17 protein-coding genes are annotated in these 23,268 nt (G+C 71.1%); 11 read left to right on the forward strand and 6 right to left on the reverse strand.

The features are described from left to right. Positions 1 to 592 precede the first annotated feature (592 nt). The 5 genes from ACZ53N_RS23195 to ACZ53N_RS23215 all read right to left on the reverse strand — a co-directional run bounded on the left by ACZ53N_RS23195 (position 593) and on the right by ACZ53N_RS23215 (position 7,698). The gene (locus ACZ53N_RS23195; protein ID WP_469142728.1) at positions 593 to 1,882 is read right to left on the reverse strand and encodes a citrate synthase; all 1,290 of its coding nucleotides are present in this window, start codon (positions 1,880 to 1,882) and stop codon (positions 593 to 595) included. Positions 1,883 to 2,048: 166 nt separating this feature from the next. After that, positions 2,049 to 4,268, reverse strand: coding sequence for an SF1B family DNA helicase RecD2 (recD2, locus tag ACZ53N_RS23200; protein ID WP_469142729.1), 2,220 nt, complete (start codon positions 4,266 to 4,268; stop codon positions 2,049 to 2,051). Between the two features lie 288 nt (positions 4,269 to 4,556). Next, positions 4,557 to 5,405 carry a sugar phosphate isomerase/epimerase family protein gene (locus tag ACZ53N_RS23205; RefSeq protein WP_469142730.1) on the reverse strand — a complete coding sequence of 283 codons (849 nt, stop codon included), beginning with the start codon at positions 5,403 to 5,405 and terminating at the stop codon, positions 4,557 to 4,559. After that, positions 5,402 to 6,568, reverse strand: a complete 1,167-nt coding sequence (locus tag ACZ53N_RS23210) for a dihydrodipicolinate synthase family protein (protein ID WP_469142731.1) — start codon at positions 6,566 to 6,568, stop codon at positions 5,402 to 5,404. The genes ACZ53N_RS23205 and ACZ53N_RS23210 overlap by 4 nt, the downstream gene beginning before the upstream one ends. Next, positions 6,565 to 7,698: a Gfo/Idh/MocA family protein gene (locus tag ACZ53N_RS23215; RefSeq protein ID WP_469142790.1), complete on the reverse strand. Its 1,134-nt coding sequence runs from the start codon at positions 7,696 to 7,698 to the stop codon at positions 6,565 to 6,567. Before ACZ53N_RS23215 ends, ACZ53N_RS23210 begins: the two co-directional genes overlap by 4 nt. Positions 7,699 to 7,988: 290 nt before the next feature. Between ACZ53N_RS23215 and ACZ53N_RS23220 the strand changes: the two genes are divergently transcribed. From ACZ53N_RS23220 to ACZ53N_RS23265, 10 genes are all read left to right on the forward strand, one after another. Continuing rightward, positions 7,989 to 8,819, forward strand: a complete 831-nt coding sequence (locus tag ACZ53N_RS23220; protein WP_469142732.1) for a sugar phosphate isomerase/epimerase family protein — start codon at positions 7,989 to 7,991, stop codon at positions 8,817 to 8,819. 98 nt (positions 8,820 to 8,917) lie between these two features. Further along, positions 8,918 to 9,550, forward strand: coding sequence for a TetR/AcrR family transcriptional regulator (locus tag ACZ53N_RS23225; protein WP_469142733.1), 633 nt, complete (start codon positions 8,918 to 8,920; stop codon positions 9,548 to 9,550). Between the two features lie 375 nt (positions 9,551 to 9,925). Beyond that, positions 9,926 to 11,287: an extracellular solute-binding protein gene (locus ACZ53N_RS23230; RefSeq protein WP_469142734.1), complete on the forward strand. Its 1,362-nt coding sequence runs from the start codon at positions 9,926 to 9,928 to the stop codon at positions 11,285 to 11,287. Continuing rightward, positions 11,284 to 12,192 carry a carbohydrate ABC transporter permease gene (locus ACZ53N_RS23235; RefSeq protein WP_469142735.1) on the forward strand — a complete coding sequence of 303 codons (909 nt, stop codon included), beginning with the start codon at positions 11,284 to 11,286 and terminating at the stop codon, positions 12,190 to 12,192. The genes ACZ53N_RS23230 and ACZ53N_RS23235 overlap by 4 nt, the downstream gene beginning before the upstream one ends. 42 nt (positions 12,193 to 12,234) lie before the next feature. Further along, positions 12,235 to 12,678, forward strand: coding sequence for an RICIN domain-containing protein (locus ACZ53N_RS23240; RefSeq protein ID WP_469142736.1), 444 nt, complete (start codon positions 12,235 to 12,237; stop codon positions 12,676 to 12,678). 133 nt (positions 12,679 to 12,811) lie between these two features. Further along, positions 12,812 to 13,639 (forward strand): carbohydrate ABC transporter permease, encoded by an 828-nt coding sequence (locus tag ACZ53N_RS23245; protein ID WP_469142737.1) that lies wholly within the window; start codon positions 12,812 to 12,814, stop codon positions 13,637 to 13,639. 297 nt (positions 13,640 to 13,936) lie between these two features. Next, entirely contained in the window at positions 13,937 to 14,962 is a 1,026-nt protein-coding gene (locus ACZ53N_RS23250; RefSeq protein WP_469142738.1) for an AraC family transcriptional regulator, read from the forward strand. A gap of 83 nt (positions 14,963 to 15,045) precedes the next feature. After that, on the forward strand, positions 15,046 to 15,837 hold the full coding sequence (locus tag ACZ53N_RS23255) for an SDR family NAD(P)-dependent oxidoreductase (protein WP_469142739.1): 792 nt from the start codon (positions 15,046 to 15,048) through the stop codon (positions 15,835 to 15,837). Positions 15,838 to 16,130: 293 nt separating this feature from the next. Continuing rightward, positions 16,131 to 16,964, forward strand: coding sequence for an ABC transporter ATP-binding protein (locus ACZ53N_RS23260; protein ID WP_469142740.1), 834 nt, complete (start codon positions 16,131 to 16,133; stop codon positions 16,962 to 16,964). Positions 16,965 to 17,204: 240 nt separating this feature from the next. Beyond that, the gene (locus ACZ53N_RS23265) at positions 17,205 to 19,748 is read left to right on the forward strand and encodes an ABC transporter permease (protein WP_469142741.1); all 2,544 of its coding nucleotides are present in this window, start codon (positions 17,205 to 17,207) and stop codon (positions 19,746 to 19,748) included. A 103-nt stretch (positions 19,749 to 19,851) separates the two neighbouring features. On the opposite strand, the gene ACZ53N_RS23270 is transcribed toward ACZ53N_RS23265, so the two are convergent. Beyond that, entirely contained in the window at positions 19,852 to 20,877 is a 1,026-nt protein-coding gene (locus ACZ53N_RS23270; protein WP_469142742.1) for an ATP-dependent 6-phosphofructokinase, read from the reverse strand. 235 nt (positions 20,878 to 21,112) lie between these two features. Here ACZ53N_RS23270 and pta point away from each other — a divergent pair, with 235 nt between their 5' ends. After that, positions 21,113 to 23,194, forward strand: coding sequence for a phosphate acetyltransferase (gene pta, locus ACZ53N_RS23275; RefSeq protein ID WP_469142743.1), 2,082 nt, complete (start codon positions 21,113 to 21,115; stop codon positions 23,192 to 23,194). The last annotated feature ends 74 nt before the right edge of the window (positions 23,195 to 23,268 follow it).

A 23,268-nucleotide genomic window follows, 5' to 3' on the forward strand; every position in this document is an offset into this window, starting at 1 on the left:
GCAGGGCGCCCGCCGCCGCAGGCGGCAAAGACGGCTCGCGGCTCGCGGCTCGCGGCCGAAGATCCACCGGGCGCCCCCAGGCCGCACGATCGAGGTTCACGTAACCCACATAACCGGCACAACACCCACACCGCGCCGGAGGCGAATTGGCGGGCGGGGGTCTTGCCCTTTTACGTCCAGTTATGGCAAGAGACCTAGATCACAGCAATATGCAGGTAACCATTCAGGGGGGTGGATGGTCTAACCATGCAGTGCTGGATCGTCTTGGGGGACGAAACCGGCCACGCGTGGCCGGGGCACGTACCTGGGGAGCTTTGAGCGGCCCTCCCGTACGGGTCCCGGCAGATCGCGTCCGCCGGTGCCACGCGCCCGGCACGCCGAGGCGCCCGGCCGGATCCCGTGGGGGGAATCCGAACCGGGGAACGGAAGGCGCCTCGGCTCCGACCCGTGGGGGGATCGGAGCCGAGGCGCCTTCTAGTTGGTACATACATTGGTACCCGAAGCTTCTCTGTGCGTCGCATACGAAGGCGCCCCCTCCGCGAGAGCGGAGGGGGCGCCTTCGTATGCGACTACGACTACGTACGCGTCAGCGTCAGCGCTGCTCGACCGGGATGAAGTCGCGCTCGACGACACCGGTGTAGATCTGGCGCGGGCGGCCGATACGGGAACCCGGCTCCTTGATCATCTCGTGCCACTGGGCGATCCAGCCGGGCAGCCGGCCGAGCGCGAAGAGCACGGTGAACATCTCGGTGGGGAAGCCCATCGCCCGGTAGATCAGACCGGTGTAGAAGTCCACGTTGGGGTAGAGGTTGCGCGAGACGAAGTAGTCGTCGGAGAGCGCGTGCTCCTCCAGCTTGAGCGCGATGTCCAGCAGCTCGTCGGACTTGCCGAGCGCCGAGAGGACGTCGTGCGCGGCAGCCTTGATGATCTTCGCGCGCGGGTCGAAGGACTTGTACACCCGGTGGCCGAAGCCCATCAGGCGGACGCCGTCCTCCTTGTTCTTCACCTTGCGGATGAAGGAGTCGACATCACCGCCGTTGGCCTTGATGCCCTCGAGCATCTCCAGGACCGACTGGTTGGCGCCACCGTGCAGCGGGCCCCACAGGGCGCTGATGCCGGCGGAGATCGAGGCGAACATGTTCGCCTGCGAGGAGCCGACCAGGCGCACGGTCGACGTGGAGCAGTTCTGCTCGTGGTCGGCGTGCAGGATCAGCAGCTTGTCGAGCGCGCTGACGACGACCGGGTCCAGGTCGTACTCGGCGGCGGGCACCGAGAAGGTCATGCGCAGGAAGTTCTCGACGTAGCCGAGGTCGTTGCGCGGGTAGACGACCGGGTGGCCGATCGACTTCTTGTACGCGTACGCGGCGATCGTCGGGAGCTTGGCCAGCAGTCGGATCGTCGACAGGTGGCGCTGCTGCTCGTCGAAGGGGTTGTGGCTGTCCTGGTAGAACGTCGACAGCGCGCTGACGACGGACGACAGCATCGCCATCGGGTGGGCGTCGCGCGGGAAGCCGTCGTAGAACCGCTTGACGTCCTCGTGCAGCAGCGTGTGCTGGGTGATCTCACCCTGGAACGCCGCCATCTCGTCGACGGTCGGCAGTTCGCCGTTGATCAGCAGGAACGCCGTCTCGAGGAACGTGCTGCGCTCGGCGAGCTGCTCGATCGGGTAACCGCGGTAGCGCAGGATGCCCTGCTCACCATCGAGGTAGGTGATCGCGGATTTGTAGGCGGCGGTGTTGCCGTAACCGGAGTCCAGGGTCACCAGACCGGACTGGGCGCGGAGCTTGCCGATATCGAAGCCCTTGTCGCCGACAGTGCTGTCGACCACCGGGTAGGTGTATTCGCCGTCCCCGTACCGCACTACTACAGAGTTGTCGCTCACGTCATCCCTCACCGACGTTGTGCCTCTTCTTCGAGGTGCCCTGACTACCCCTACCTTCCCCCATTTGGACGATGTACGTGCACTCGGGGTCGGCCATAGGGCCTAAAGGCGGCACTCAGTGCCGCCCAGCCTGCCCATCCTGCCCCCTTCGCCCTGATTGGTAAACTCAACCGAGACGAACGCCACCTCCGAGCCGATGATCAAGCGCCGTGCAGCGCTTTCCGGCCGACATCGTGCGCACCGCCTGCCCGAGCGCCTTCCGCGAGCCCACCAGCACCACCAGCCGCTTTGCCCGGGTCACGGCGGTATAGAGCAGATTGCGCTGGAGCATCATCCAGGCGCTGGTGGTGACCGGGATCACCACCGCGGGGTACTCGCTGCCCTGTGAGCGGTGGATGGTCACCGCGTAGGCGTGGGCGAGCTCGTCGAGCTCGTCGAAGTCGTAGCCGACCTCCTCGTCCTCGTCGGTGCGCACGGTCAGCCGCTGTTCGTCGGCGTCGAGGGCGGTGACCACCCCGACCGTGCCGTTGAAGACGCCGTTCTGTCCCTTTTCGTAGTTGTTGCGGATCTGGGTGACCTTGTCGCCGACGCGGAAGACCCGGCCGCCGAAGCGCCGCTCCGGCAGATCGGGGCGGGCGGGCGTAATGGCCTGCTGAAGCAGGCCGTTGAGGGTGCCGGCGCCGGCCGGGCCGCGGTGCATCGGGGCCAGCACCTGGATGTCGCGGCGGGGGTCGAGGCCGAACTTCGCGGGGATCCGCCGGGCCGCCACGTCGACGGTGAGCCGGCCGGCCTCCTCGGTGTCCTCCTCGGGGAAGAGGAAGAAGTCCGTCATCCCCTGGGTGATGGGCGGCACCCCGGAGTTGATGCGATGCGCATTGGTCACCACACCGGACTGCTGCGCCTGCCGGAAGATCCGGGTGAGCCGGACCGCGGGGACGGGCCCGCCCGGGGCGAGGAGATCGCGGAGCACTTCGCCCGCGCCGACCGAGGGCAGTTGGTCGACGTCCCCGACGAGCAGCAGGTGGGCGCCCGGCGGCACGGCCTTGACCAGCTTGTTGGCGAGGAGGAGATCCAGCATGGACGCCTCGTCGACCACCACCAGATCGGCGTCCAGCGGCCGGTCGCGGTCGTACGCCGCGTCGCCGCCGGGCTTGAGCTCCAGCAGCCGGTGCACGGTGGAGGCCTCGGCGCCGGTCAGCTCGGACAGCCGCTTGGCGGCCCGCCCGGTGGGGGCGGCGAGCACCACCTTGGCCTTCTTGGCGCGGGCCAGCTCGACCACGGACCGCACGGTGAAGGACTTGCCGCAGCCTGGGCCGCCGGTGAGAACGGCGACCTTCTCCGACAGCGCCAGCCGGACCGCCTGCTGCTGTTCCGGGGCCAGTTCGGCGCCGGTACGGTCGGCGAGCCAGGCCAGGGCCTTGTCCCACTCGACGCCCCGGAAGACGGCGAGCCGGTCCTCCTCGGTCCGCAGCAGCCGGGTCAGCTGCCCGGCCAGCGACAGCTCGGCGCGGTGGAACGGGACGAGGTAGACGGCGGTGACGGGCGCTCCGCCCTCGGGGCCGGGGACCTGCTCGCGGACCACGCCCTCCTCGTCGGCGGCGAGTTCGGCGAGACAGTCGATGACGAGCCCCGTGTCGACCTGGAGCAGCTTCACCGCGTCCGCGATCAGCCGTTCCTCGGGGAGATAGCAGTGGCCCTGGTCGGTGGACTGGGACAGGGCGTACTGCAGGCCGGCCTTGACCCGCTCGGGGCTGTCGTGCGGGATGCCGACGGACTGGGCGATGCGGTCGGCGGTCAGGAAGCCGATGCCCCACACGTCCGCGGCCAGGCGGTAGGGCTGGTTGCGGACGACGGAGATCGAGGCGTCGCCGTATTTCTTGTAGATGCGCACGGCGATGGAGGTGGAGACGCCGACGCCCTGGAGGAAGACCATGACCTCCTTGATGGCCTTCTGCTCCTCCCATGCGGCACCGATCGACTTGGTGCGCTTGGGCCCGAGCCCGGGGACCTCGATGAGGCGCTTCGGGTCCTCCTCGATGACCTCCAGAGTGTCGGTGCCGAAGTGACTGACGATGCGGTCGGCGATCCGCGGGCCGATGCCCTTGATGAGGCCGGAGCCCAGATAGCGGCGGATGCCCTGGATCGTGGCGGGCAGCACCGTCGTGTAGTTCTCCACAGTGAACTGCCGTCCGTACTGCGGGTGGGAGCCCCAACGGCCCTCCAGGCGCAGCGACTCCCCCGGCTGGGCGCCGAGCAGGGAGCCCACGACGGTGAGGAGATCGCCGCCACCCCGGCCGGTGTCGACCCGGGCGACCGTGTAACCGCTCTCCTCGTTGGCGTAGGTGATCCGCTCGAGGACCCCTTCGACCACTGCCAGTTGCACCATGTCCCGACGGTACCGCCCGGGTCCGACAGGCGTTCGGGCCTGTGGATAACTCGAAGGCGTCGTGGCAGCGGGAGGAGCGGCGGGAAAAATTCGAGGGGCCCGGTCCGACGACCGGGCCCCTCGCGTTCCCCCCAGAATCGGCTTCCCCGAATCCCCCCGGATCCCTCCCCGGGAAGCCCGATGCCATGTACGACTCACTCCGGCGTCGTAGGGTTGCAGCGATTTCGAGGAGTTATCGATCCGTTACCGATCGCGACGGTCCGTGACCGTAATGGCGTGCTCGATCACTCAGAGCACATGCTCCCGGTATCGGTCCAGCACTTCCGCGAGGACGTCGGCCCCTTCGCGTGCCCAGAGCGCGGGGTTGAAGATCTCGACCTCGGTGGCCCCGGTGTACCCGGCGGTGACCACCCGTTCGCGGAACCCGCGCAGATCCACGCACCCGTCCCCCAATTGCCCCCGCCCCAGCAGGACTCCTTCGGGCAGCGGGGTGACCCAGTCGGCGAGCTGGAAGGCGGCGATCCGGCCGCTCTCCCCCGCCCGTACGAGCTGCGCGGCCACCGTGTCGTCCCACCACAGGTGGTAGGTGTCCACGACGACCCCGACCTGCCGGGCGGGGAACCGCTCGGCGAGGTCGAGGGCCTGGCCCAGGGTCGAGACCACACAGCGGTCGGCTGCGTACATGGGGTGCAGCGGTTCGATCGCGAGCCGCACCCCGTGCCCGGCCGCGAACGGGCCCAGTTCGGCCAGTGCGTCGGCGATCCGCTCGCGGGCCCCGGCCAGGTCCCGGCTGCCCGACGGCAGACCGCCCGCCACCAGCACGAGGGTGTCGGTGCCGAGCACGGCGGCCTCCTCCACCGCCGCCCGGTTGTCGGTGAGAGCCGCGGCCCGCCCGGCGGGATCGGCGGCGGTCAGGAAGCCGCCCCTGCACAGGCTGGTGACGGTCAGTCCGACGTCCCGCACGAGCCGGGCGGCGGCCGGAGCGCCGTACTCCCGGACCGGTCCGCGCCACAGCCCCACGTGCCGCACTCCGGCCGCCGCGCAGCCCGCCACCAGTTCGGGGAGCGACCACTGCCGTACGGTCTGCTGGTTGAGGCTGAACCCCGCCGGAGCGGCGGGAGAGCCGGGGCCGCTCACCGCTCGACCCCGTGCACCGCCAGCAGCCGCGCCATACGCTCCTCGGCTCGCCCCGGGTCGGGGAACAGCCCGAGGCCGTCGGCCAGTTCGTAGGCGCGCGCGAGGTGCGGCAGGGAGCGCGCGGAGTGCAGCCCGCCCACCATCGCGAAGGCGTCCTGGTGACCGGCCAGCCAGGCCAGCAGGACGACGCCCGTCTTGTAGTACCGGGTGGGCGGCTCGAAGAGGTGCCGGGCGAGGGCGACGGTGGGGTCCAGGAGGGCGCGGAAGCCCTGTCGGTCGCCGGTGTCCAGCCGTCGCGTCGCGTGGGCCGCGAGGGGCGCCAGCGGGTCGAAGACGCCGAGGAGGGCGTCGCTGTGGCCGTGGGCGTCGCCCTCGATGAGCTCGGGATAGTGGAAGTCGTCGCCCGTGTAGCAGCGCACCCCGGCGGGGAGGCGGCGGCGCAGCGAGCGTTCCCGGTCGGCGTCGAGCAGGGACACCTTGACGCCGTCGACCTTGTCCGGCCGGTCGGCGACGATGTCGAGGAACGTGTCGGTCGCGGTGTCCAGGTCGGTGCTGCCCCAGTAGCCCTCGAGGGCGGGGTCGAACATGGGGCCGAGCCAGTGGAGGATGACGGGTCCGGCCGTTTGGCGCAGCAGCCGCCCGTAAACCTCCCGGTAGTGGTCGGCTTCGGTGGCGACGGCCGCGAGGGCCCGGGAGGCCATCACCACGGCCGTCGCGCCGTGCCCCTCGACGTGGGCGAGCTGCTGCTCGTAGGCGGTGGCGACGTCGGCCGAGGTGCCGTACGGGGGCGTCAGCTGATCGGTGCCCGCCCCGCAGACGAGGTGCCCGCCGACGGCCTTCGCCTCGGCGGCCGAGCGCCGGACGAGTTCGGCGGCGGCCGGGGCGTCCAGGCCCATGCCCCGCTGGGCGGTGTCCATCGCCTCGGCGACCCCGAGACCGTGGGCCCACAGGTGGCGGCGGAAGGCGAGGGTGGCCTCCCAGTCGAGGTCGGCGGGGCCGTGGCCGGTGGTGTTGCCGAAGGGGTCGGCGACGACGTGGGCGGCGGCCAGGACGGCGCGGGACGCCGGGGGCGGACCCCCGCCCAAGACCGGCAGCACGACCGGGGGCGCTTCCCGGGGCGTGTACGCGCGCAGGGCACCGGAGGCGTCCGGCAGCCGGATCACCGCCCCGGCTCCCCGACGTCCATCCGGCGGCCGTCCGCGGCGGACATCCGTGCCAGCAGGCCCAGTTCGACACCCCGGGCCCCCGCGAGGAGGTCGAAGCGCCAGGGCTCGTCGAGGACCACGTGGCGCAGGAACAGCTCCCACTGCGCCTTGAAGGCGTTGGCCCCGGGCCCGTCGTCCCCGTTGTCCGGGACCTCCTGCCACTGCCCCCGGAAGTCCGCCGTGACCGGCTGGTCGGGGTTCCACACGGGCCTCGGGGTGACCGAGCGGTGCTGGACCCGGCAGGACCGCAGCCCGGCGACGGCCGAGCCCTCGGTGCCGTCGACCTGGAACTCCAGCAACTCGTCGCGGTGCACCCGCACCGCCCAGGAGGAGTTGAGCTGCGCGACCACGCCGCCGTCCAGTTCGAGGATCGCGTAGACCGCGTCGTCGGCCGTCGCCTCGTAGGGCCGGCCGCGCTCGTCCCAGCGACGGGGGATGTGGGTGGCCAGGTGCGCCTGCACGGAACGGACGGGCCCGAAGAGTTCGCGCAGGACGTACTCCCAGTGCGGGAACATGTCGGCGGTGATGCCGCCGTCGTCCGCCTCGCGGTAGTTCCACGACGGCCGCTGGGCGGGCTGCCAGTCGCCTTCGAAGACCCAGTAGCCGAACTCGCCGCGCACGGACAGCACCCGGCCGAAGAACCCGCCGTCGACGAGCCGTTTGAGCTTGCGCAGCCCCGGCAGGAACAGCTTGTCCTGGACGACGCCGTGCTTGACGCCCGCCCGCCGGGCGCGCTGGTAGAGGTCGAGGGCGCCACCGACGTCGAGGGAGGTCGGTTTCTCGCAGTACACGTGCTTGCCCGCGGCGATGGCCTTGCGCAGCGCGGCCTCGCGGGCGGCGGTGATCTGGGCGTCGAAGTACACGTCGACGGTGGGGTCGGCGAGGACGGCGTCGAGGTCGGTGGACCACTCCGGGACGCCGTACCGCTCGGCGAGCGCCCGGAGCCTGCCCTCGCTCCGCCCGACGAGGACCGGCTCGGGCCACAGCGCGGTGCCGTCGCCGAGATCGATGCCGCCCTGCTCGCGCAGGGCGAGAACGGAGCGCACGAGGTGCTGGTGGTGGCCCATGCGGCCGGTCACGCCGTTCATCGCGATGCGTATCGTCCTGGCGGTCCCGGCGGTCCCGGCGGCACCGCCGGGCTTGCCCCCGTCTGCTCCGGCCGTTCTGTGCGTCATCGGAGCGGGTCCTCTCCTCGTCGGCCACGACCTGTCACGAGCGCCTGCGAAGCTAGCACCTCCACCGGTGCCCACGCGGCGATTCGCACCGTTTGCCGTCCCGGGGGCATTTTCGTCGGCCCAGCGGGAAACGGATCACGAAGGACACGCACGGGTGGCCGCCACCGCCCGCTCGCGCCACGCCGACGACCTACGGAGCCCGTATGAAGCTGGCCTTCTCCACCCTCGCCGTCCCCGGCCTGCCCGTCCCGGAGGTGGTGCGGCTCGCGGGCGCCTACGGCTACGACGGCGTGGAGCTGCGGGCCCACCCCGAGGAACCCGTGCACCCCGGTATCGGGGCGGCGGAGCGGGCGCGGGTGGCCGGGGAGTTCGCGGAGGCGGGGGTGCGGATCCTGGCCGTGGCCGGGTACGCGCAGGTGGCCGCGGAGTCGGCCGACGAGGCCGTGCTCGGCGAGCTGGAGCAGCTGATCCACCTCGCCGGGGACCTCGGGGCGCCGTACGTACGGGTCTTCCCCGGGGGCGGGGACCGGCCGGCGGCGGAGGCCGACGCGCGCGCGGCCCGCCGGCTCGGGGCCGTCGCGCCGCTCGCCGCCGACCGGGACGTGCGGGTGCTGCTGGAGACGCACGACTCGCACCCCCGGGCCGCCGACACCGCCCGGGTCCTCGGTCCGGTCGGGCATCCCAGCGTCGGCGCGGTGTGGGACGTGCTGCACACCTGGCTCGGCGGCGAGGAACCGGCCGTCAGCTTCCCGGCGATCGCCCCGCACCTGGGCTATGTGCAGGTCAAGGACGTCGCCTCGGCCGAGGACCCGGCCCCGCTCGCCCTCGGTTCGGGGGTGCTGCCGCTGGGCGCCTGCGTGGGCGAGCTCAGCCGGGCGGGCTGGGACGGCTGGCTCAGCTGGGAGTACGAGAAGCGCTGGCACCCGCACACGGCCGACTTCGCCCAGCTGGCCGGGCCGGGACGGCAGTATCTGCTGGGCCTGCTCGCCGGCGCCGGGGCTGAGGGGCGCGGCCCGCAGACATCGCGGCCCTGACCCCGGACACGGCCTCTGACCACGGCGTCGGCCCGGCTCCGGCCCCCTCTCGGCCCCTGCCCCGACCGTATGATGAGCCCTCTGCGAGAGGGCGGCACATGACGGTGGAGACCAAGGAACGACTGATCGCCGCTGCGGGGACGGTGCTCCGGACGCAGGGGTACGGCAAGGCCAGTGCCCGGACGATCGCCAAGGAGGCCGGGGTCAACTCGGCCCTGGTCTTCTATCACTTCGGCGGCGTCGACCCGCTGCTGTTCGCGGCCCTCGACCGCTCCTCCGCCGAGCGGATGGCCCTGCACAGCGCCACCGTCGCGGACGCCGTCACGCTGGAGGAGCTCGCCGAGGCCGCCACCCGCATCTACCGCGACGACCTGGCGGGCGGCCACCTCACGCTCTTCAGCGAACTGGTCGCCGCCGCCGTCGCCAAGCCGGAGCTGCGCGAGGGCATCAGGACGCGGGCCGAGCCGTGGCAGGACTTCATCGAGGAGACCCTGGAGCGGGTCATCGGCGGCACCCCACTGGCCCGGCTCACCCCGCCGCGCGACCTCGCGAACGCGGCGATCGCCTTCTACCTCGGGGCCAATCTCTTCAGCGTGCTGGATGCCGACCACTCCCGCACGGAGTCGGTCTTCGCGATGGTCCACCGGCTGGCGCCGCGCGCCAAGCTGCTCACGCTGCGGCTGCCCGGGCGGGGCCGCGCGGTGCGGTCCGCTTCCGAGGGAACGGTTTAGGGCCTGTCCGGCGGGTCTTCGGCTGCGGGCCGGTTTTGCCGCCTCTCGCCTGGCCGGCGGGCCTTCGACTGTCGACCGCTGTGCCGCCTGCGGCGGGCGCCCTGCGGGCGCGTCCTCAAGCGCCGGACGGGCTGGTATCGGCTGAGCTCAGCCCATACCAGCCCGTCCGGCGTTTGAGGACACCGCCGCGCAGCGGTGGTGCGCCCCCATGATCCGCCGGACAGGCCCTGGCGGCGGTAACCGGCCCCGACGCGTGCGACGGCGCCAACCAGGGAACGTACGAATTCATCAGGCCGCCGACCGTCCGCGACGAACGGACCGAGCACCCACGGACGGCCGCCGGCCCCTCCCCGAGGCTTGCAGGAGGTCGTGCCCGTGCGTCCGACAGCCCCTCTGCTCCTGGTCACCGCCCTCGCCGCGGCATCGCTCACCGCCTGTGGCGGGGGCTCCGGCGGCGACCCCGGCACCGTCAAGGTCGCCTATCCGCGCAGCACCGACAACAAGGTGCGGATCATGGACGAGTACCTGGCCATGATCAAGAAGCAGTTCGAGCAGCGCCACAAGGGCAAGAAGCTCGAACTCGTCCCGATCCAGGCCTCCCAGGACGACTACTACACCAAGATCCAGCAGATGATGCGGTCGCCGAAGACGGCGCCGGACGTGGTGCACGAGGACACCTTCCTCATCAACTCGGACATCAAGAGCGGCTATCTGCGGCCCCTGGACGACAAGCTGGCGGCCTGGAAGGACTGGGCGCGGTACGCCGAGACGGCGAAGTCCTCGGCGAGAGCGGAGGACGGCAAGACCTACGGCGTACCGGACGGCACGGACACCCGCGGTCTGTGGTTCAACAAGGAGATCTTCGCCAAGGCCGGGCTCCCCGCCGACTGGCAGCCGAAGAACTGGCAGGAGGTCCTCGACGCCGCCCGCGCGGTCAAGCGGAAGGTCCCGGGCGTCATCCCCTTCAATGTCTACACGGGCAAGGGGCCGGGCGAGGGCGCCGTGATGCAGGGCTTCGAGATGCTACTGTACGGCACGGGGAAGGACCCTCTCTACGACCCGGCGGCGAAGAAGTGGGTGGCCGGCGGGAAGGGCTTCACCGACTCCCTGGAATTCGTCCGGACCGTCTACGGCGAGAAGCTCGGCCCCGACCCCGCGGACGCGCTGGACCCCAACGTCGGCACCCGTGTCACCGCCGAGTGGATCCCCGGCGGCAAGCTCGCCATCGCCCTCGACGGCAACTGGCTCGCCAAGAACTGGCTCCCCAAGGGCGCCCGGCCCTGGCCGCGGTGGTCGAAGGTGATGGGCCGGGCCGCCTTCCCGACCCGGGACGGCGCGGCACCGGGCAAGGTGAGCCTCTCCGGCGGCTGGACCTGGTCGATCGGTGCGAAGTCCACGAAGCCGGACCTCGCCTGGCAGCTCGTCGAGTTGCTGCAGACGAAGGAGAACGCGCTGGAGTGGACCGTGCGGGATGGGCAGATCGCCGTACGGGACGACGTGGCGGGGGACCCGAGGTACCGGACGTCCATGCCCGGCATCGACTTCTTCACCGGCCTGGTGAAGTACACCTATTACCGCCCCACCCTGCCCGTGTACCCGCAGGTGTCCGGGGCCATCGGGGAGGCCATGGAGTCGGTCACGACGGGCGACGCGACGGTGGCGAAGGCCGCACGGGGCTATGACGAGCAGCTGAAGTCGATCGCGGGTGGCGGCAACGTTCGGGAAGGGGAACGGTGACGGGCGCGACGAGCACGTCCCGCACCTCGCCCGCCTCGCTCCCCGGCGGCCCCCGCCGCGCCGCCCGCTGGCTGCCGCTGGCCCCGGCGACGGTCCTGCTGCTGCTCTTCCTCGCCGGGCCGATCGTCTACTGCGTCTATCTCGCCTTCACCGACACCCAGCTGACCGGCCAGGCCTCGGCGTCGTTCGTCGGCCTCGCCAACTTCCGCCGCGCGTTCGGTGACGACGGCTTCCGCAACGCCGTCGTCCTCACTCTCCTCTTCACGGTCCTCTCTTCGATCGTGGGCCAGAACAGCCTCGGCTTCGCCCTGGCCGCCCTGATGCGCCGCGCGTCGAAGCCCGTGCGGTCCCTGACCGGCTCGATCGTGATCGCCGCGTGGGTGCTCCCGGAGATCGTGGCGGGCTTCCTGCTCTACACCTTCTTCAACCGGCGCGGCACGCTGAACGCCGTCCTGGAGTGGCTCCATCTGCCGGCCCAGAACTGGCTGTTCACCCTGCCCATCCTCGCCGTCTCCTTCGCCAACGTCTGGCGCGGCACGGCCTTCTCCATGCTCGTCTACTCCGCCGCGCTCGCCGAGATCCCCCGGGACGTCACCGAGGCGGCCGAGGTGGACGGCGCGAGCGGCCCGCGCCGCTTCTGGCACATCACGCTGCCGATGATCCGGCGCTCGATCGGTACCAACCTCATGCTCAACACCCTCCAGACGCTGTCGGTCTTCGGCCTCATCTGGGCCATGACGCGCGGCGGCCCCGGCAATCGCAGCCAGACGCTGCCGGTATTCATGTACGACCAGGCGTTCCTGAAGTCGCTGATCGGCTACGGCACGGCGGTGGCGCTGCTGCTTCTGCTCGTGGGAGCGGTGTTCTCGGTGGTGTACCTGCGCTTGATGCGGGAGGAGGTGTGACAGCACCCGGGGATTGTCAGACCCCGCCCTTACGATCAGCGCATGGAAGGTACGTACCACCTGCGCAATGTCCACAGCGGTCTGCTGCTGGAGGTCGCCGACGGTCGCAAGGGCAGCGGAGCCAATGTGCGGCAGGGCAAGGACGACGGCACGCCCGCGCAGGTATGGCGGGTGACCCCGGTGCACGCCGGCGGCGGCGTGCACCACCTGGAGAACGTGGGCAGCGGCAAGCGCCTGGACGTCACGGGCGCTTCCACGGAGAACGGAGCGAACGTCCAGCAGTGGAAGGCCAATAACTACGGCGCCCAGGAGTGGCTGATCGAGCAGCACCTGGACGCGCCCGGCACGGTCACCCTCGTCAACCACGTCAGCGGCCTCCTCCTGGAGGTCGCCGACGCGGGAGTTGCCCCCGGGGACAACGTCCAGCAGTGGGAGGACAAGGACAGCCCGGCCCAGTGGTGGCACATGGAACCTGCGGCAGGCTGATTTCGGTCCGTCCGGCGATTGAGGACGCGCCCGCAGGGCGCCCGCCGCCGCAGGCGGCAGCACGACCCACGGCACGACACACCGCCGGCGACAGAACGACCCGCCGTCGGCATGACACGCGCACGGAGGTGCCATGCTCACCCGCCGCACCCGTCACCGTCTGGCCGCCGACCTCGCACTGCTCGCCGTGGCCGTCTCCTTCGCCGTTCCGCTCGTCTGGCTGCTGGTCTCCTCCGTCGACTCCGAGGCGGGGCTGCGCGTCGCCGCGCCCGCCTCACCGACGACGGACAACTTCTCGGCGGTGCTGACCGACGAGATCGCTTTCCGGCCGATGCTCAACAGCCTGCTGCTCTGCGGCGGGGCCACCGTCCTCACCATCGCGTGCGCCGCACTCGCCGCGTACCCCCTCTCCCGCTACCGGTCGCGCTTCAGCAGGCCGTATCTGATGGGGGTCCTGTTCACCACCTGCCTGCCGATCACCGCCGTGATGGTGCCGGTCTACGGGCTGTTCGTGCGGATCGACCTCATCGACACGGTGTACGGGACGGCCCTGTTCATGGCGACCGCCCAACTGCCCTTCGCGATCTGGCTGATGAAGAACTTCATGGACGGGGTCCCCACCGTCCTCGAGGAGGCCGCCTGGACGGACGGGGCGAGTCGGCTGCAAGCGCTGGTCAGGGTGATCCTGCCGCTGATGGGACCGGGGATCACGGTCGTGACGATCTACAGCTTCATCATGATGTGGGGAAACTTCTTCGTCCCCTTCATGCTGCTGCTCTCCCCCGACCGGCTTCCCGCGTCGGTCAGTATCTTCACGTTCTTCGGCAATTACGGGCAGGTCGCCTACGGCCAGCTCGCCGCTTTCTCGATCCTCTACTCGACGCCCGTGATTCTGCTCTACGCCCTGATTTCCCGCCGACTGGGCGGCGGCTTCGCCCTCGGCGGCGCCGTGAAGGGGTAGCCCTGGCGGGGTGACCCTGACGGTGACCTGCGAAAAGCCCCCCAGACATGGAAAGGCCCCGCCGTCCGTGCCCAGACGGCGGGGCTTGCCATCCGATGTCGGATGGCCGGCCCTGAATCTCCCCCGTTAACCCAAGGCCGGGTCCGCCGACCGCGCCCAGCCTGTCCCGAAACCGATGTGGGATTTGCCGGCGCCTTGACTGCGAACAAGCAGAACGGTACTAACGGGGCCACCCGTCGGCTACTCGCGAAACGCGGCTGTCGGCCGGATAACGCGGTCATCCCGGGAGGAAGCCCGATGAGTGAATCCGACGCGGGATCCATCAGTCCCGATAGCCCCAATGACCTCATTGACAACAGCAATATGCGCACGCTCGTGCTCAGCAACGACCTCGAGGAAACGCAGGAAGCCATCAGCTCCGCGTACAGCCCGTACCGGCTGAGCTGCCTGGGCGATCCGGAGGACTTCTCCGCCTGGTACGCGGAGGGCGGGTTCCCGGGGGTCACCCTCTCGGGGCTCCAGTACGGCGCCGAGACGCTCGTGGACCCCCAGCCCCTCGGCTCGTACCTCCTGGTCTGCCGACTTGTGAACGGCGGGGTCCGGGTGTCCTCGCCGGGTCGGGAGGAGCGGTTCGTGGGGACCGGCCAGACCTATGTCCTCGACCCGTACCGCAAGTTCCAGGTGCACTGGACCCCCGGCGCCCGGATGACGACCGTCCGCCTCTCCCGGGAGACCGTGGAGCAGGCCGCGGCCGACGCGCTCGGCGTCGAGGGGCCCGTCCGGGCGCGGTTCACGCTGGAGGGCACCGTCTCGGGGAAGGCCGCCAGGAGTTGGGAGGGGATCTCCGAGGCGGTGCACCGGGAAGTACTCGGCGAGGGCATCGCGCGCAACAGCCCCATTCTCGCGTCCCATCTGACCCAGACGACGGCCGCGATGCTCATGGAGACCCACCACCTGGTCACAGGAGGCATCGACGCGCGCCGCACCGGCGTCGTCGCGCATCCCGCCGTGCGCCGGGTCATGGCCCTGGCCGAGGAGCGGGCGGACGAGCCCCTGACACTGACCGAGCTCGCGGCGGTGGCGCGGTGCAGCCCGCGCGCGCTCCAGGAGGCCTTCCGCCGGTATCTGGACACCACGCCGCTGGGTTACTTACGCGAGGTCCGGCTGGGCCGGGCCCACGAGGAGCTCGTCGCCGCGCAGGGGAACGGGGACGTCACCGTCTCCGACGTCGCCTACCGTTGGGGTTTCTCCAACCTCGGCCGGTTCGCCGGGTATTACCAGCAGCGGTACGGCCACGCGCCGTCCCACACGCTGCGCACCTGAGCCGCACGGCCACGACGCACGAGCAACGCGAGCAGTACGAGCAGTACGAGCAGTACGAGCAGTACGAGAAAGGCACGACCCACATGACCTACCAGCAGCCCGAGCCCCTGGCCTTCACCGCCGGGCGGCTCACCGGGCGCGTCATATTCGTGACCGGCGCGTCCAGCGGCATCGGCGCCGCGGCGGTACGCCGGTTCGCCGCCGAGGGCGCGCTCGTCGCCGCGGCCGCCCGCCGCGCCGACCGGGTCGAGGCGCTCGCCGCGGAGCTGCGCGCGGCGGGGCACGAGGCGCTCGGCCTGGAGTGCGACGTAACGGACGAGCGGTCGGTGGCCGACGCCGTGGACAGGACCGTACGCGCCTTCGGCCGGCTCGACGGCGCGTTCAACAACGCGGGGGCGGGCGGCGCGCGGGCGCGGTTGCACGAGCTGGACACGGATCACTTCGACACGGTCATGGCCACGAACGTGCGCGGCGTCTTCCTCTCCATGAAGCACCAGATTCCGGCCATGCTCGACAGCGGCGGCGGGTCCGTCGTGATCTCCTCGTCGGTGGCCGGGCTGGTGGGGAGCCCGCTGAACACGGACTACTCCACCAGCAAGCACGCCCTCACCGGCCTCGTGAAGTGCGCCGCACTGGACTACGCCCGGGACAACATCCGGGTCAACGCCATCGCGCCCGGGCCGACCCGCTCCGAGATGTTCGACCGCTGGATGCCGACCGACGAGGCGCGGGCCGCTCTGGCCGACCGCTTCCCGATGAATTACGTCGCCGACCCGGACGACATGGCACGGGCCGCGCTCTTCCTCCTCTCCGACGAGTCCCGCTGGACGACGGGCGCGGTCCTGCCCTGCGAGGGCGGCTTCGCCGCCGGATGATCACCGCCCGCACCACCGCTGCGCGGCGGTGTCCTCAAACGCCGGACGGGCTTGATGCGGCCGGGCTCAGCCACAGCAGCCCGTCCGGCGATTGAGGACGCGCCCGCAGGGCGCTCGCCGCCGCAGGCGGCACCACCGGCCGGTAGCCGAAGGACCCGCCGGCCGGGCGAAAGGCCAACTCCAGGATGACCGTGTCCGTCGGAAGGACTACGGCGACGCACCCCCACGGACCTAAAGTCCGACACCGGGTTCAGACCATACGGCTGAGGCGGCAGCCGTTCGCCGCTCCGAGAATGGGAAGCGTTGATTCCCCCCACCCCTTCCGGAGGAGCCCCGTGTCCCGTGTGACGCCGTTCCCTGTTTCGTCCGCCCCCCACGCGCCCCACGGCTCCATCGCCGCCCGCGCCACCGACCTGAGCAAGGTCTACGGGCAGGGCGAGACCCGGGTGGCCGCCCTGGACTCGGTCTCCGTCGAGTTCCGCCGCGCGGAGTTCACGGCGATCATGGGCCCGTCCGGTTCCGGCAAGTCGACGCTCATGCACTGCATGGCGGGCCTGGACTCCGTCTCCTCCGGTTCCACCCGGATCGGTGACGTCGAGCTGGCCTCCCTCGGTGACCGGCAGCTGACCCGGCTGCGCCGCGACAAGGTCGGCTTCATCTTCCAGGCGTTCAACCTGCTGCCGACGCTGACCGCGCTGGAGAACATCACGCTGCCGATGGACATCGCGGGCCGCAAGGCGGACCGTGCCTGGCTGGAACAGATCGTGACGACGCTCGGCCTGTCCGGCCGGCTCGCGCACCGCCCCAGCCAACTCTCCGGCGGCCAGCAGCAGCGCGTCGCGGTGGCCCGCGCGCTGGCCTCCCGCCCCGAGATCATCTTCGCGGACGAACCGACCGGCAACCTCGACTCCCGCTCCGGCGCCGAGCTGCTGGGATTCCTGCACGGATCGGTACGTGCCCTGGAGCAGACGGTCGTCATGGTCACCCATGACCCCGTCGCCGCCTCCTACGCGGATCGCGTGATCTTCCTGGCCGACGGGCGCATCGTCGACGAACTGCGCGAACCCACCGCCGACGCGGTGCTGGACCGCATGAAGCGCTTCGACGCGAAGGGCCGTACGAGCTGAGGGCAGGGTGTGTCCGGGCTGATTTCAGCCCGTCCGGCGCTTGAGGACGCGCCCGCAGGGCGCCCCGCCGCCGCAGGCGGCACGGACAGCCCGCGGAGCGGCACCGCGCGCCGCGCGCCCGCAGCCACCGCGCACCCGCCCACGGCGACGCACGGCTCTGTCCGCCACCGCCACCGCCCCACGCCACCCGACTTCCCCTCGCCCCTCACCAGGGCGCGGGAATCCCACCCAGGACCCGCCATGTTCCGTACCGCCCTGCGCAATCTCCTCGCGCACAAAGCCCGGCTGATGATGACCGCCCTCGCGGTCCTCCTCGGCACCGCCTTCGTCTCCGGCACGCTCGTCTTCAGCGACTCCGTCGGCAGCGCCTACCGCGACAAGACGTCCAAGAGCCTGGACGACGTCGCCGTCTCCGTGACGGGGTTCGGCCCTACCCGTACCGAGCCGGGCGGGGACCGCCGGGTCCTCGACGACCGGATGGTCGCCACCGTCCGCGCGCTGCCCGGCGTGACGTCCGTACGCCCCTCGGTCGTCGGCGTCGCCACGGTCGCCGACAGGAACAACGACCCCGCGGGCAGCGAGTGGGGCAGCAGCGCCGCCAACTACGTCGCGGGCAAGGACGGGCGGGACAGCCGGTACCCGCTGCTCAAGGGCCGGGGTCCGGCCACCGCCGGCGAGATCGCCCTGGATGTGAAGACCGCCGGCAAGACGGGCGCCAAGATCGGCGACACCGTCCGGCTGGCCGTCGACGGCCCGGTGATGACGAAGAAGCTCGTCGGCATCGTCGAGACCGACGACCCGCGCGTGAGCGCCGGCGGCAGCCTCGCGCTGTTCGACACCCCGACGGCGCAGAAGCTCTTCGGCAAGCCGGGCGAGTACGGCGAGCTCGTCGTCTCCGCCACCCCGGGCACCGACCAGAACGAGCTGACCCGCAAGGTCCGGGCCATCCTGCCGAAGGAAGGCTTCAAGGCGCAGAGCGGCAAGCAGCTGGCAGCCGAGGAGTCCAAGCTCATCGACGAGCAGACCAGCTCGATCCGGAACACCTTCCTGGTCTTCGCGGGCATCTCCCTCTTCGTCGGCATTTTCATCATCGCCAACACCTTCACCATGCTCATCGCCCAGCGCAGCCGTGAGATCGCACTGCTCCGCGCGGTCGGCGCCTCCCGCCGTCAGGTCGTGCGCTCGGTGATGATCGAGGCGGGGCTGCTGGGGCTCGTCGCCTCCGCCGTCGGCTTCGTGCTGGGCCTCGGCATCGCCACGGGGCTGTGGTCGGTGCTGAATTCGAGCGGCGCCGCGCTGCCCGAGGGCCCGCTGGTCGTCGAGCCGACCGCCGCGCTGTCCGCCCTCGCCGTCGGCGTCGTCGTGACCGTGCTGGCCGCGTGGCTGCCCTCCCGCAAGGCCGCGAAGATCGCCCCCGTCGAGGCGCTGTCGGCCGTGGACCAGGCGCCGACCACCCGAAGCCTCGTCGTCCGCAACTCCATCGGCGCGGCCCTGACCGCGCTGGGCGTCGCCGTCATGCTGTACGTGACCACGCTGCGCGACAGCGGTGGGCTGACGACCGCCATGGCGGGCTCGGGCCTGACCCTCGCGGGCGTGATCGTGCTGGCCCCGCTGCTCTCCCGCCCGTTCGTGAACCTCTTCGGCCGCCTCGCCGTCCGCCTCTTCGGCGTCAGCGGCAAGCTCGCCACCCAGAACGCGCTGCGCAACCCGCGCCGCACGGCCGCCACCGCCTCCGCGCTGATGATCGGCCTGACCCTGATCACGGGTCTGACGGTGGCCGCGGTCTCCGCGAACCAGGGCATGGACAAGATGGGCGCCCAGGACCTGACGGCCGACTACAAGGTCTCGTCGAACAGTTACCTCGGCCTCTCCCCCGACGTCGCCAGGAAGATCGCCGAACAGCCCGGCGTCGCCGCCTCGGTGCCCGTCCGGATGGCCGGCTTCCAGTCGAAGGGCGAACCGGCGGGGATCCGGGCGACGGACCTCTCCAAGCTGTCCCAGGTCACCGACCTGAAGATCACCGGCGGCTCGCTCACCGAGGTGCGCGGCACCACCGCCGTCGCGGTGGCCGAGGAGTACGCGAAGAAGAACCGCCTCGCGGTCGGCTCCGCCCTGCCCATGGAGTTCTACGACGGCAAGAAGGCCACCCCGCGCGTCGTCGCGGTCTACGCCGACAACGACGTCCTCACCGACGTCCTCGCCGCCCCGGCCCTCGTGAACCCGCACCTGGAGAAGGTCCGCGACGACGAGGTGCTGATCAAGGCCGCCCCCGGCCGGGCGAGCAGCCTGCCCGACAAGATCAAGGAGGCCCTGGGCGGCAATCCGATCATCAAGGTCCAGAGCCAGGACGACCTGCGCCGCTCCGAGGCGGGCAACATCGACGACATCCTCTATCTGATGTACGGGCTGCTGGGCATGGCCGTCTTCATCGCGGTCATCGGTGTCGTCAACACCCTCGCGATGTCGGTCTTCGAACGGACCCGCGAGATCGGGATGCTGCGCGCGATCGGCCTGGCCCGCACCGGGGTCAAGCAGATGGTGCGGCTGGAATCGGTGATGATCTCGATGTTCGGCGCGGTGCTCGGCGTGGGCGTCGGCATCTTCCTGGCCTGGTCCGGCGGCCATCTGCTGCGGTCGTCGTTCCCGCAGTACGAGATGGTCGTGCCGTGGGCCCGGATCGGTCTGTTCCTGCTGCTCGCGCTCGCCGTCGGCGTCCTGGCCGCGGTCTGGCCGGCCCGCAGGGCGGCGAAGCTGAACATGCTGGAGTCGATCGGGGCGCAGTAACCGGGGCTCCGCCCCGGACCCCGGTCCTCAAACGCCGGACGGGCTGGATTTCTCCAGCCCGTCCGGCGTTTGAGGACAAAAAGGGGTCCTAGGGGCGAAGCCCCTAGAAGACCGACTCCGCCTCGTCCATCCGGTTCTCCGGCACCCGCTTCAGCTCGGTGACGGCCTCCGCGAGCGGCACCATCGTGATGTCCGTGCCGCGCAGCGCGGTCATCCTGCCGAAGTCGCCGCGGTGGGCGGCCTCGACCGCGTGCCAGCCGAAGCGGGTGGCGAGGACGCGGTCGTAGGCGGTCGGCGTGCCGCCGCGCTGGACGTGGCCGAGGATGACCGGGCGGGCCTCCTTGCCGAGGCGCTTCTCGAGCTCGACGGCGAGCTTCGTGCCGATGCCGGCGAAGCGCTCGTGGCCGAACTGGTCTATGGCGCCCTTGGCGTAGTCCATCGACCCCTCGGCGGGGTGCGCGCCTTCGGCGACGCAGATGACGGCGAACTTCTTGCCGCGGGAGAAGCGCTCCTCGACCATCGAGACCAGGTCGGCGACGTCGAAGGGGCGCTCGGGGAGGCAGATGCCGTGGGCGCCGCCGGCCATGCCGGACTCCAGGGCGATCCAGCCCGCGTGGCGGCCCATGACCTCGACGACCATGACGCGCTGGTGCGACTCGGCGGTGGTCTTCAGGCGGTCGATGGCCTCGGTGGCCACGCCGACGGCGGTGTCGAAGCCGAAGGTGCGGTCGGTGGCGGAGATGTCGTTGTCGATGGTCTTGGGGACACCGACGACGGGCATGCCCGCGTCCGACAGCATCCGGGCGGCGGTCAGTGTGCCCTCGCCGCCAATGGGAATGAGGACGTCGATGCCGTATTCACGGGAGAAGTCCTGGGCGCTCTCGCACGCCTCGCGCAGCCGGGCGCGCTCGAGGCGCGCGGAGCCGAGGATGGTGCCGCCGCGGGCCAGGATGCCGCTGACGGCGTCGAGGTCGAGCTTGCGGAACCGGCCGTCGAGAAGGCCCTTGAAGCCGTCCTCGAAGCCGATGACCTCGTCGTTGTGGCCGACGAGTGCCCGGTGCACCACCGAGCGGATGACAGCGTTCAGGCCGGGGCAGTCGCCGCCTGCGGTGAGGACTCCGATGCGCATCGTGCTGTTTCTCCTGCTCGCTACTGGTACATGTGAGCCAGAACCGATTGTTTCACGGGCCGGGCGGTACTGCCGCACCCCTAAGGACGCCCCCTCCGACATCCCGACGACGTCCACCGCCGAGCGCCCTACCCATGGGCGCAGGTATTGTCAAGAGGGAAAGGCCACCCTAACGGCTATTTTTTCAGCAGCAGCACTCGGTGAAGAAACAAGCGACGGAACAAGGAGAGCACGCGTGACGCGCAGCGTGTACGTGACCGGGACCGACCGGGGCGACGGCCGCCAGGTCATCGAGCTGGGAGTCATGGAGCTCCTGACCCGCCACGTGGACCGGGTGGGCGTCTTCCGCCCGCTCGTTCACGACCACGGCCCGGACCGCCTCTTCGACCTTCTGCGGTCGCGCTACCGCCTCGGGCAGTCGCCCGAGTCCGTCTACGGCCTGACCTACGGCGAGGCCTCCGCCCTCCAGGCCGAGCGCGGCCTGGACGAGCTGGTCTCGGTCCTCGTCGAGCGCTTCCTCGCGGTCGCCCGGGAGTACGAGTACGTGCTGGTGCTCGGCACCGACTTCGCCGCCACCAACGTCCCCGACGAGCTGGCCCTCAACGCGCGGCTGGCGAACGAGTTCGGCGCCTCCGTGATCACCGTCGTGGGCGGCCAGGACCAGGCCGCCGAGGCCGTACGGGCCGAGGCGGCCAACGCCTACCGGGCCTACGAGGCGCTGGGCTGCGACGTCGTCGCGCTCGTCGTCAACCGCGTCGCGCCCGCCGACCGCGCGGCCGTCGCCGAAGGGCTCGCCGCGCATCTGCCGGTGGCCTGCTACGCGCTCCCCGAGGACGGTTCGCTGTCCGCGCCGACCGTGGCGCAGATCGTCCGCAAGCTGGGCGCCGAGGTGCTGCTCGGCGATGACGCGGGGCTCAACCGCGACGCCCGCGACTTCGTCTTCGGCGGCGCGATGCTCCCCGCGTTCCTGCCCGCCCTGACCGAGGGCTGCCTGGTCGTGACCCCCGGGGACCGCACCGACCTGATCATCGGCGCGATGGCCGCGCACAGCGCGGGCGCGCCGCCGATAGCCGGACTGCTGCTCACCCTCGACGAGCGCCCGGGCCCGAGCATCCTGGCCCTCGCCGGCCGGCTGGCCCCGGGCACCCCGGTGATCTCCGTGCCCGGCGGTTCCTTCCCCACCGCGGCCGAGCTGTTCGCGATCGAGGGCAAGCTGAACGCCGCGTCGCCGCGCAAGTCGGAGACCGCCCTCGGCCTGTTCGAGCGTCATGTGGACACCGCCGAGCTGACGAACCGCATTTCCGTGGCCCGATCCAGCCGGGTCACGCCGATGATGTTCGAGCACGAGCTGATCGAGCGCTCCCGCTCCGGCCGCCGCCGGGTGGTCCTGCCCGAGGGCACCGAGGAGCGCGTGCTGCGCGCCGCCGATGTGCTGCTGCGCCGCGACGTCTGCGATCTCACCCTCCTGGGTGAAGAGGAGACGATCCGCAAGCGCGCCGCCGAGCTGGGCATCGACCTGGCCGAGGCGCAGCTCATCGACCCGCAGACGTCCCCGCTGCGCGAGCGCTTCGCCGAGCTGTACGCGACGGTCCGCGCCCACAAGGGCATGACGGTGGAGCTGGCGCACGACATCGTCGCCGACGTCTCCTACTTCGGCACCCTGATGGTCCAGGAGGGTCTGGCCGACGGCATGGTCTCGGGCGCGGTGCACTCCACGGCCGCCACCATCCGGCCCGCCTTCGAGATCATCAAGACCGCGCCGGGCGCCCAGATCGTCTCCTCGGTCTTCTTCATGTGCCTGGCCGACCGGGTCCTCGTCTACGGCGACTGCGCGGTCAACCCGGACCCGAACGCCGAGCAGCTCGCGGACATCGCCATCCAGTCCGCCGCGACCGCCGCCCAGTTCGGCGTGGAGCCCCGGATCGCGATGCTGTCGTACTCCACCGGCACCTCCGGGTCCGGCGCGGACGTCGACAAGGTCCGCAAGGCCACCGAGCTCGTCCGTGAGCGCCGCCCGGACCTGCTGGTCGAGGGCCCGATCCAGTACGACGCCGCCGTGGACGCGTCCGTCGCGGCGACCAAGCTCCCGGGCTCGGAGGTCGCGGGCAAGGCCACCGTGCTGGTCTTCCCGGACCTGAACACGGGTAACAACACCTACAAGGCCGTCCAGCGCTCGGCCGGCGCGGTCGCGGTCGGCCCGGTCCTGCAGGGCCTGCGCAAGCCCGTCAACGACCTCTCGCGCGGCGCGCTCGTGCAGGACATCGTCAACACGGTCGCCATCACCGCCATCCAGGCGCAGGGCGAGCAGCGCCCCTGACGCCCGTACGGCCGTACGGGGACCGCCCGGTTCCCGTACGGCCGCGTCCCGCCCCCCACGACGCCCAGCACCGC

This window comes from Streptomyces sp. NPDC033229, assembly GCF_055576875.1.

Coding starts and splice junctions, on each gene's coding strand:
- ACZ53N_RS23240 (WP_469142736.1), top strand. CDS start 12,235: ATGGAAGGTACGTACCACCTGCGCAATGTCCACAGCGGTCTGCTGCTG.
- ACZ53N_RS23250 (WP_469142738.1), top strand. CDS start 13,937: ATGAGTGAATCCGACGCGGGATCCATCAGTCCCGATAGCCCCAATGAC.
- ACZ53N_RS23220 (WP_469142732.1), top strand. CDS start 7,989: ATGAAGCTGGCCTTCTCCACCCTCGCCGTCCCCGGCCTGCCCGTCCCG.
- ACZ53N_RS23255 (WP_469142739.1), top strand. CDS start 15,046: ATGACCTACCAGCAGCCCGAGCCCCTGGCCTTCACCGCCGGGCGGCTC.
- ACZ53N_RS23265 (WP_469142741.1), top strand. CDS start 17,205: ATGTTCCGTACCGCCCTGCGCAATCTCCTCGCGCACAAAGCCCGGCTG.
- ACZ53N_RS23225 (WP_469142733.1), top strand. CDS start 8,918: ATGACGGTGGAGACCAAGGAACGACTGATCGCCGCTGCGGGGACGGTG.
- ACZ53N_RS23260 (WP_469142740.1), top strand. CDS start 16,131: ATGGGAAGCGTTGATTCCCCCCACCCCTTCCGGAGGAGCCCCGTGTCC.
- recD2 (WP_469142729.1), bottom strand. CDS start 4,268: ATGGTGCAACTGGCAGTGGTCGAAGGGGTCCTCGAGCGGATCACCTAC.
- ACZ53N_RS23215 (WP_469142790.1), bottom strand. CDS start 7,698: ATGAACGGCGTGACCGGCCGCATGGGCCACCACCAGCACCTCGTGCGC.
- ACZ53N_RS23245 (WP_469142737.1), top strand. CDS start 12,812: ATGCTCACCCGCCGCACCCGTCACCGTCTGGCCGCCGACCTCGCACTG.
- ACZ53N_RS23270 (WP_469142742.1), bottom strand. CDS start 20,877: ATGCGCATCGGAGTCCTCACCGCAGGCGGCGACTGCCCCGGCCTGAAC.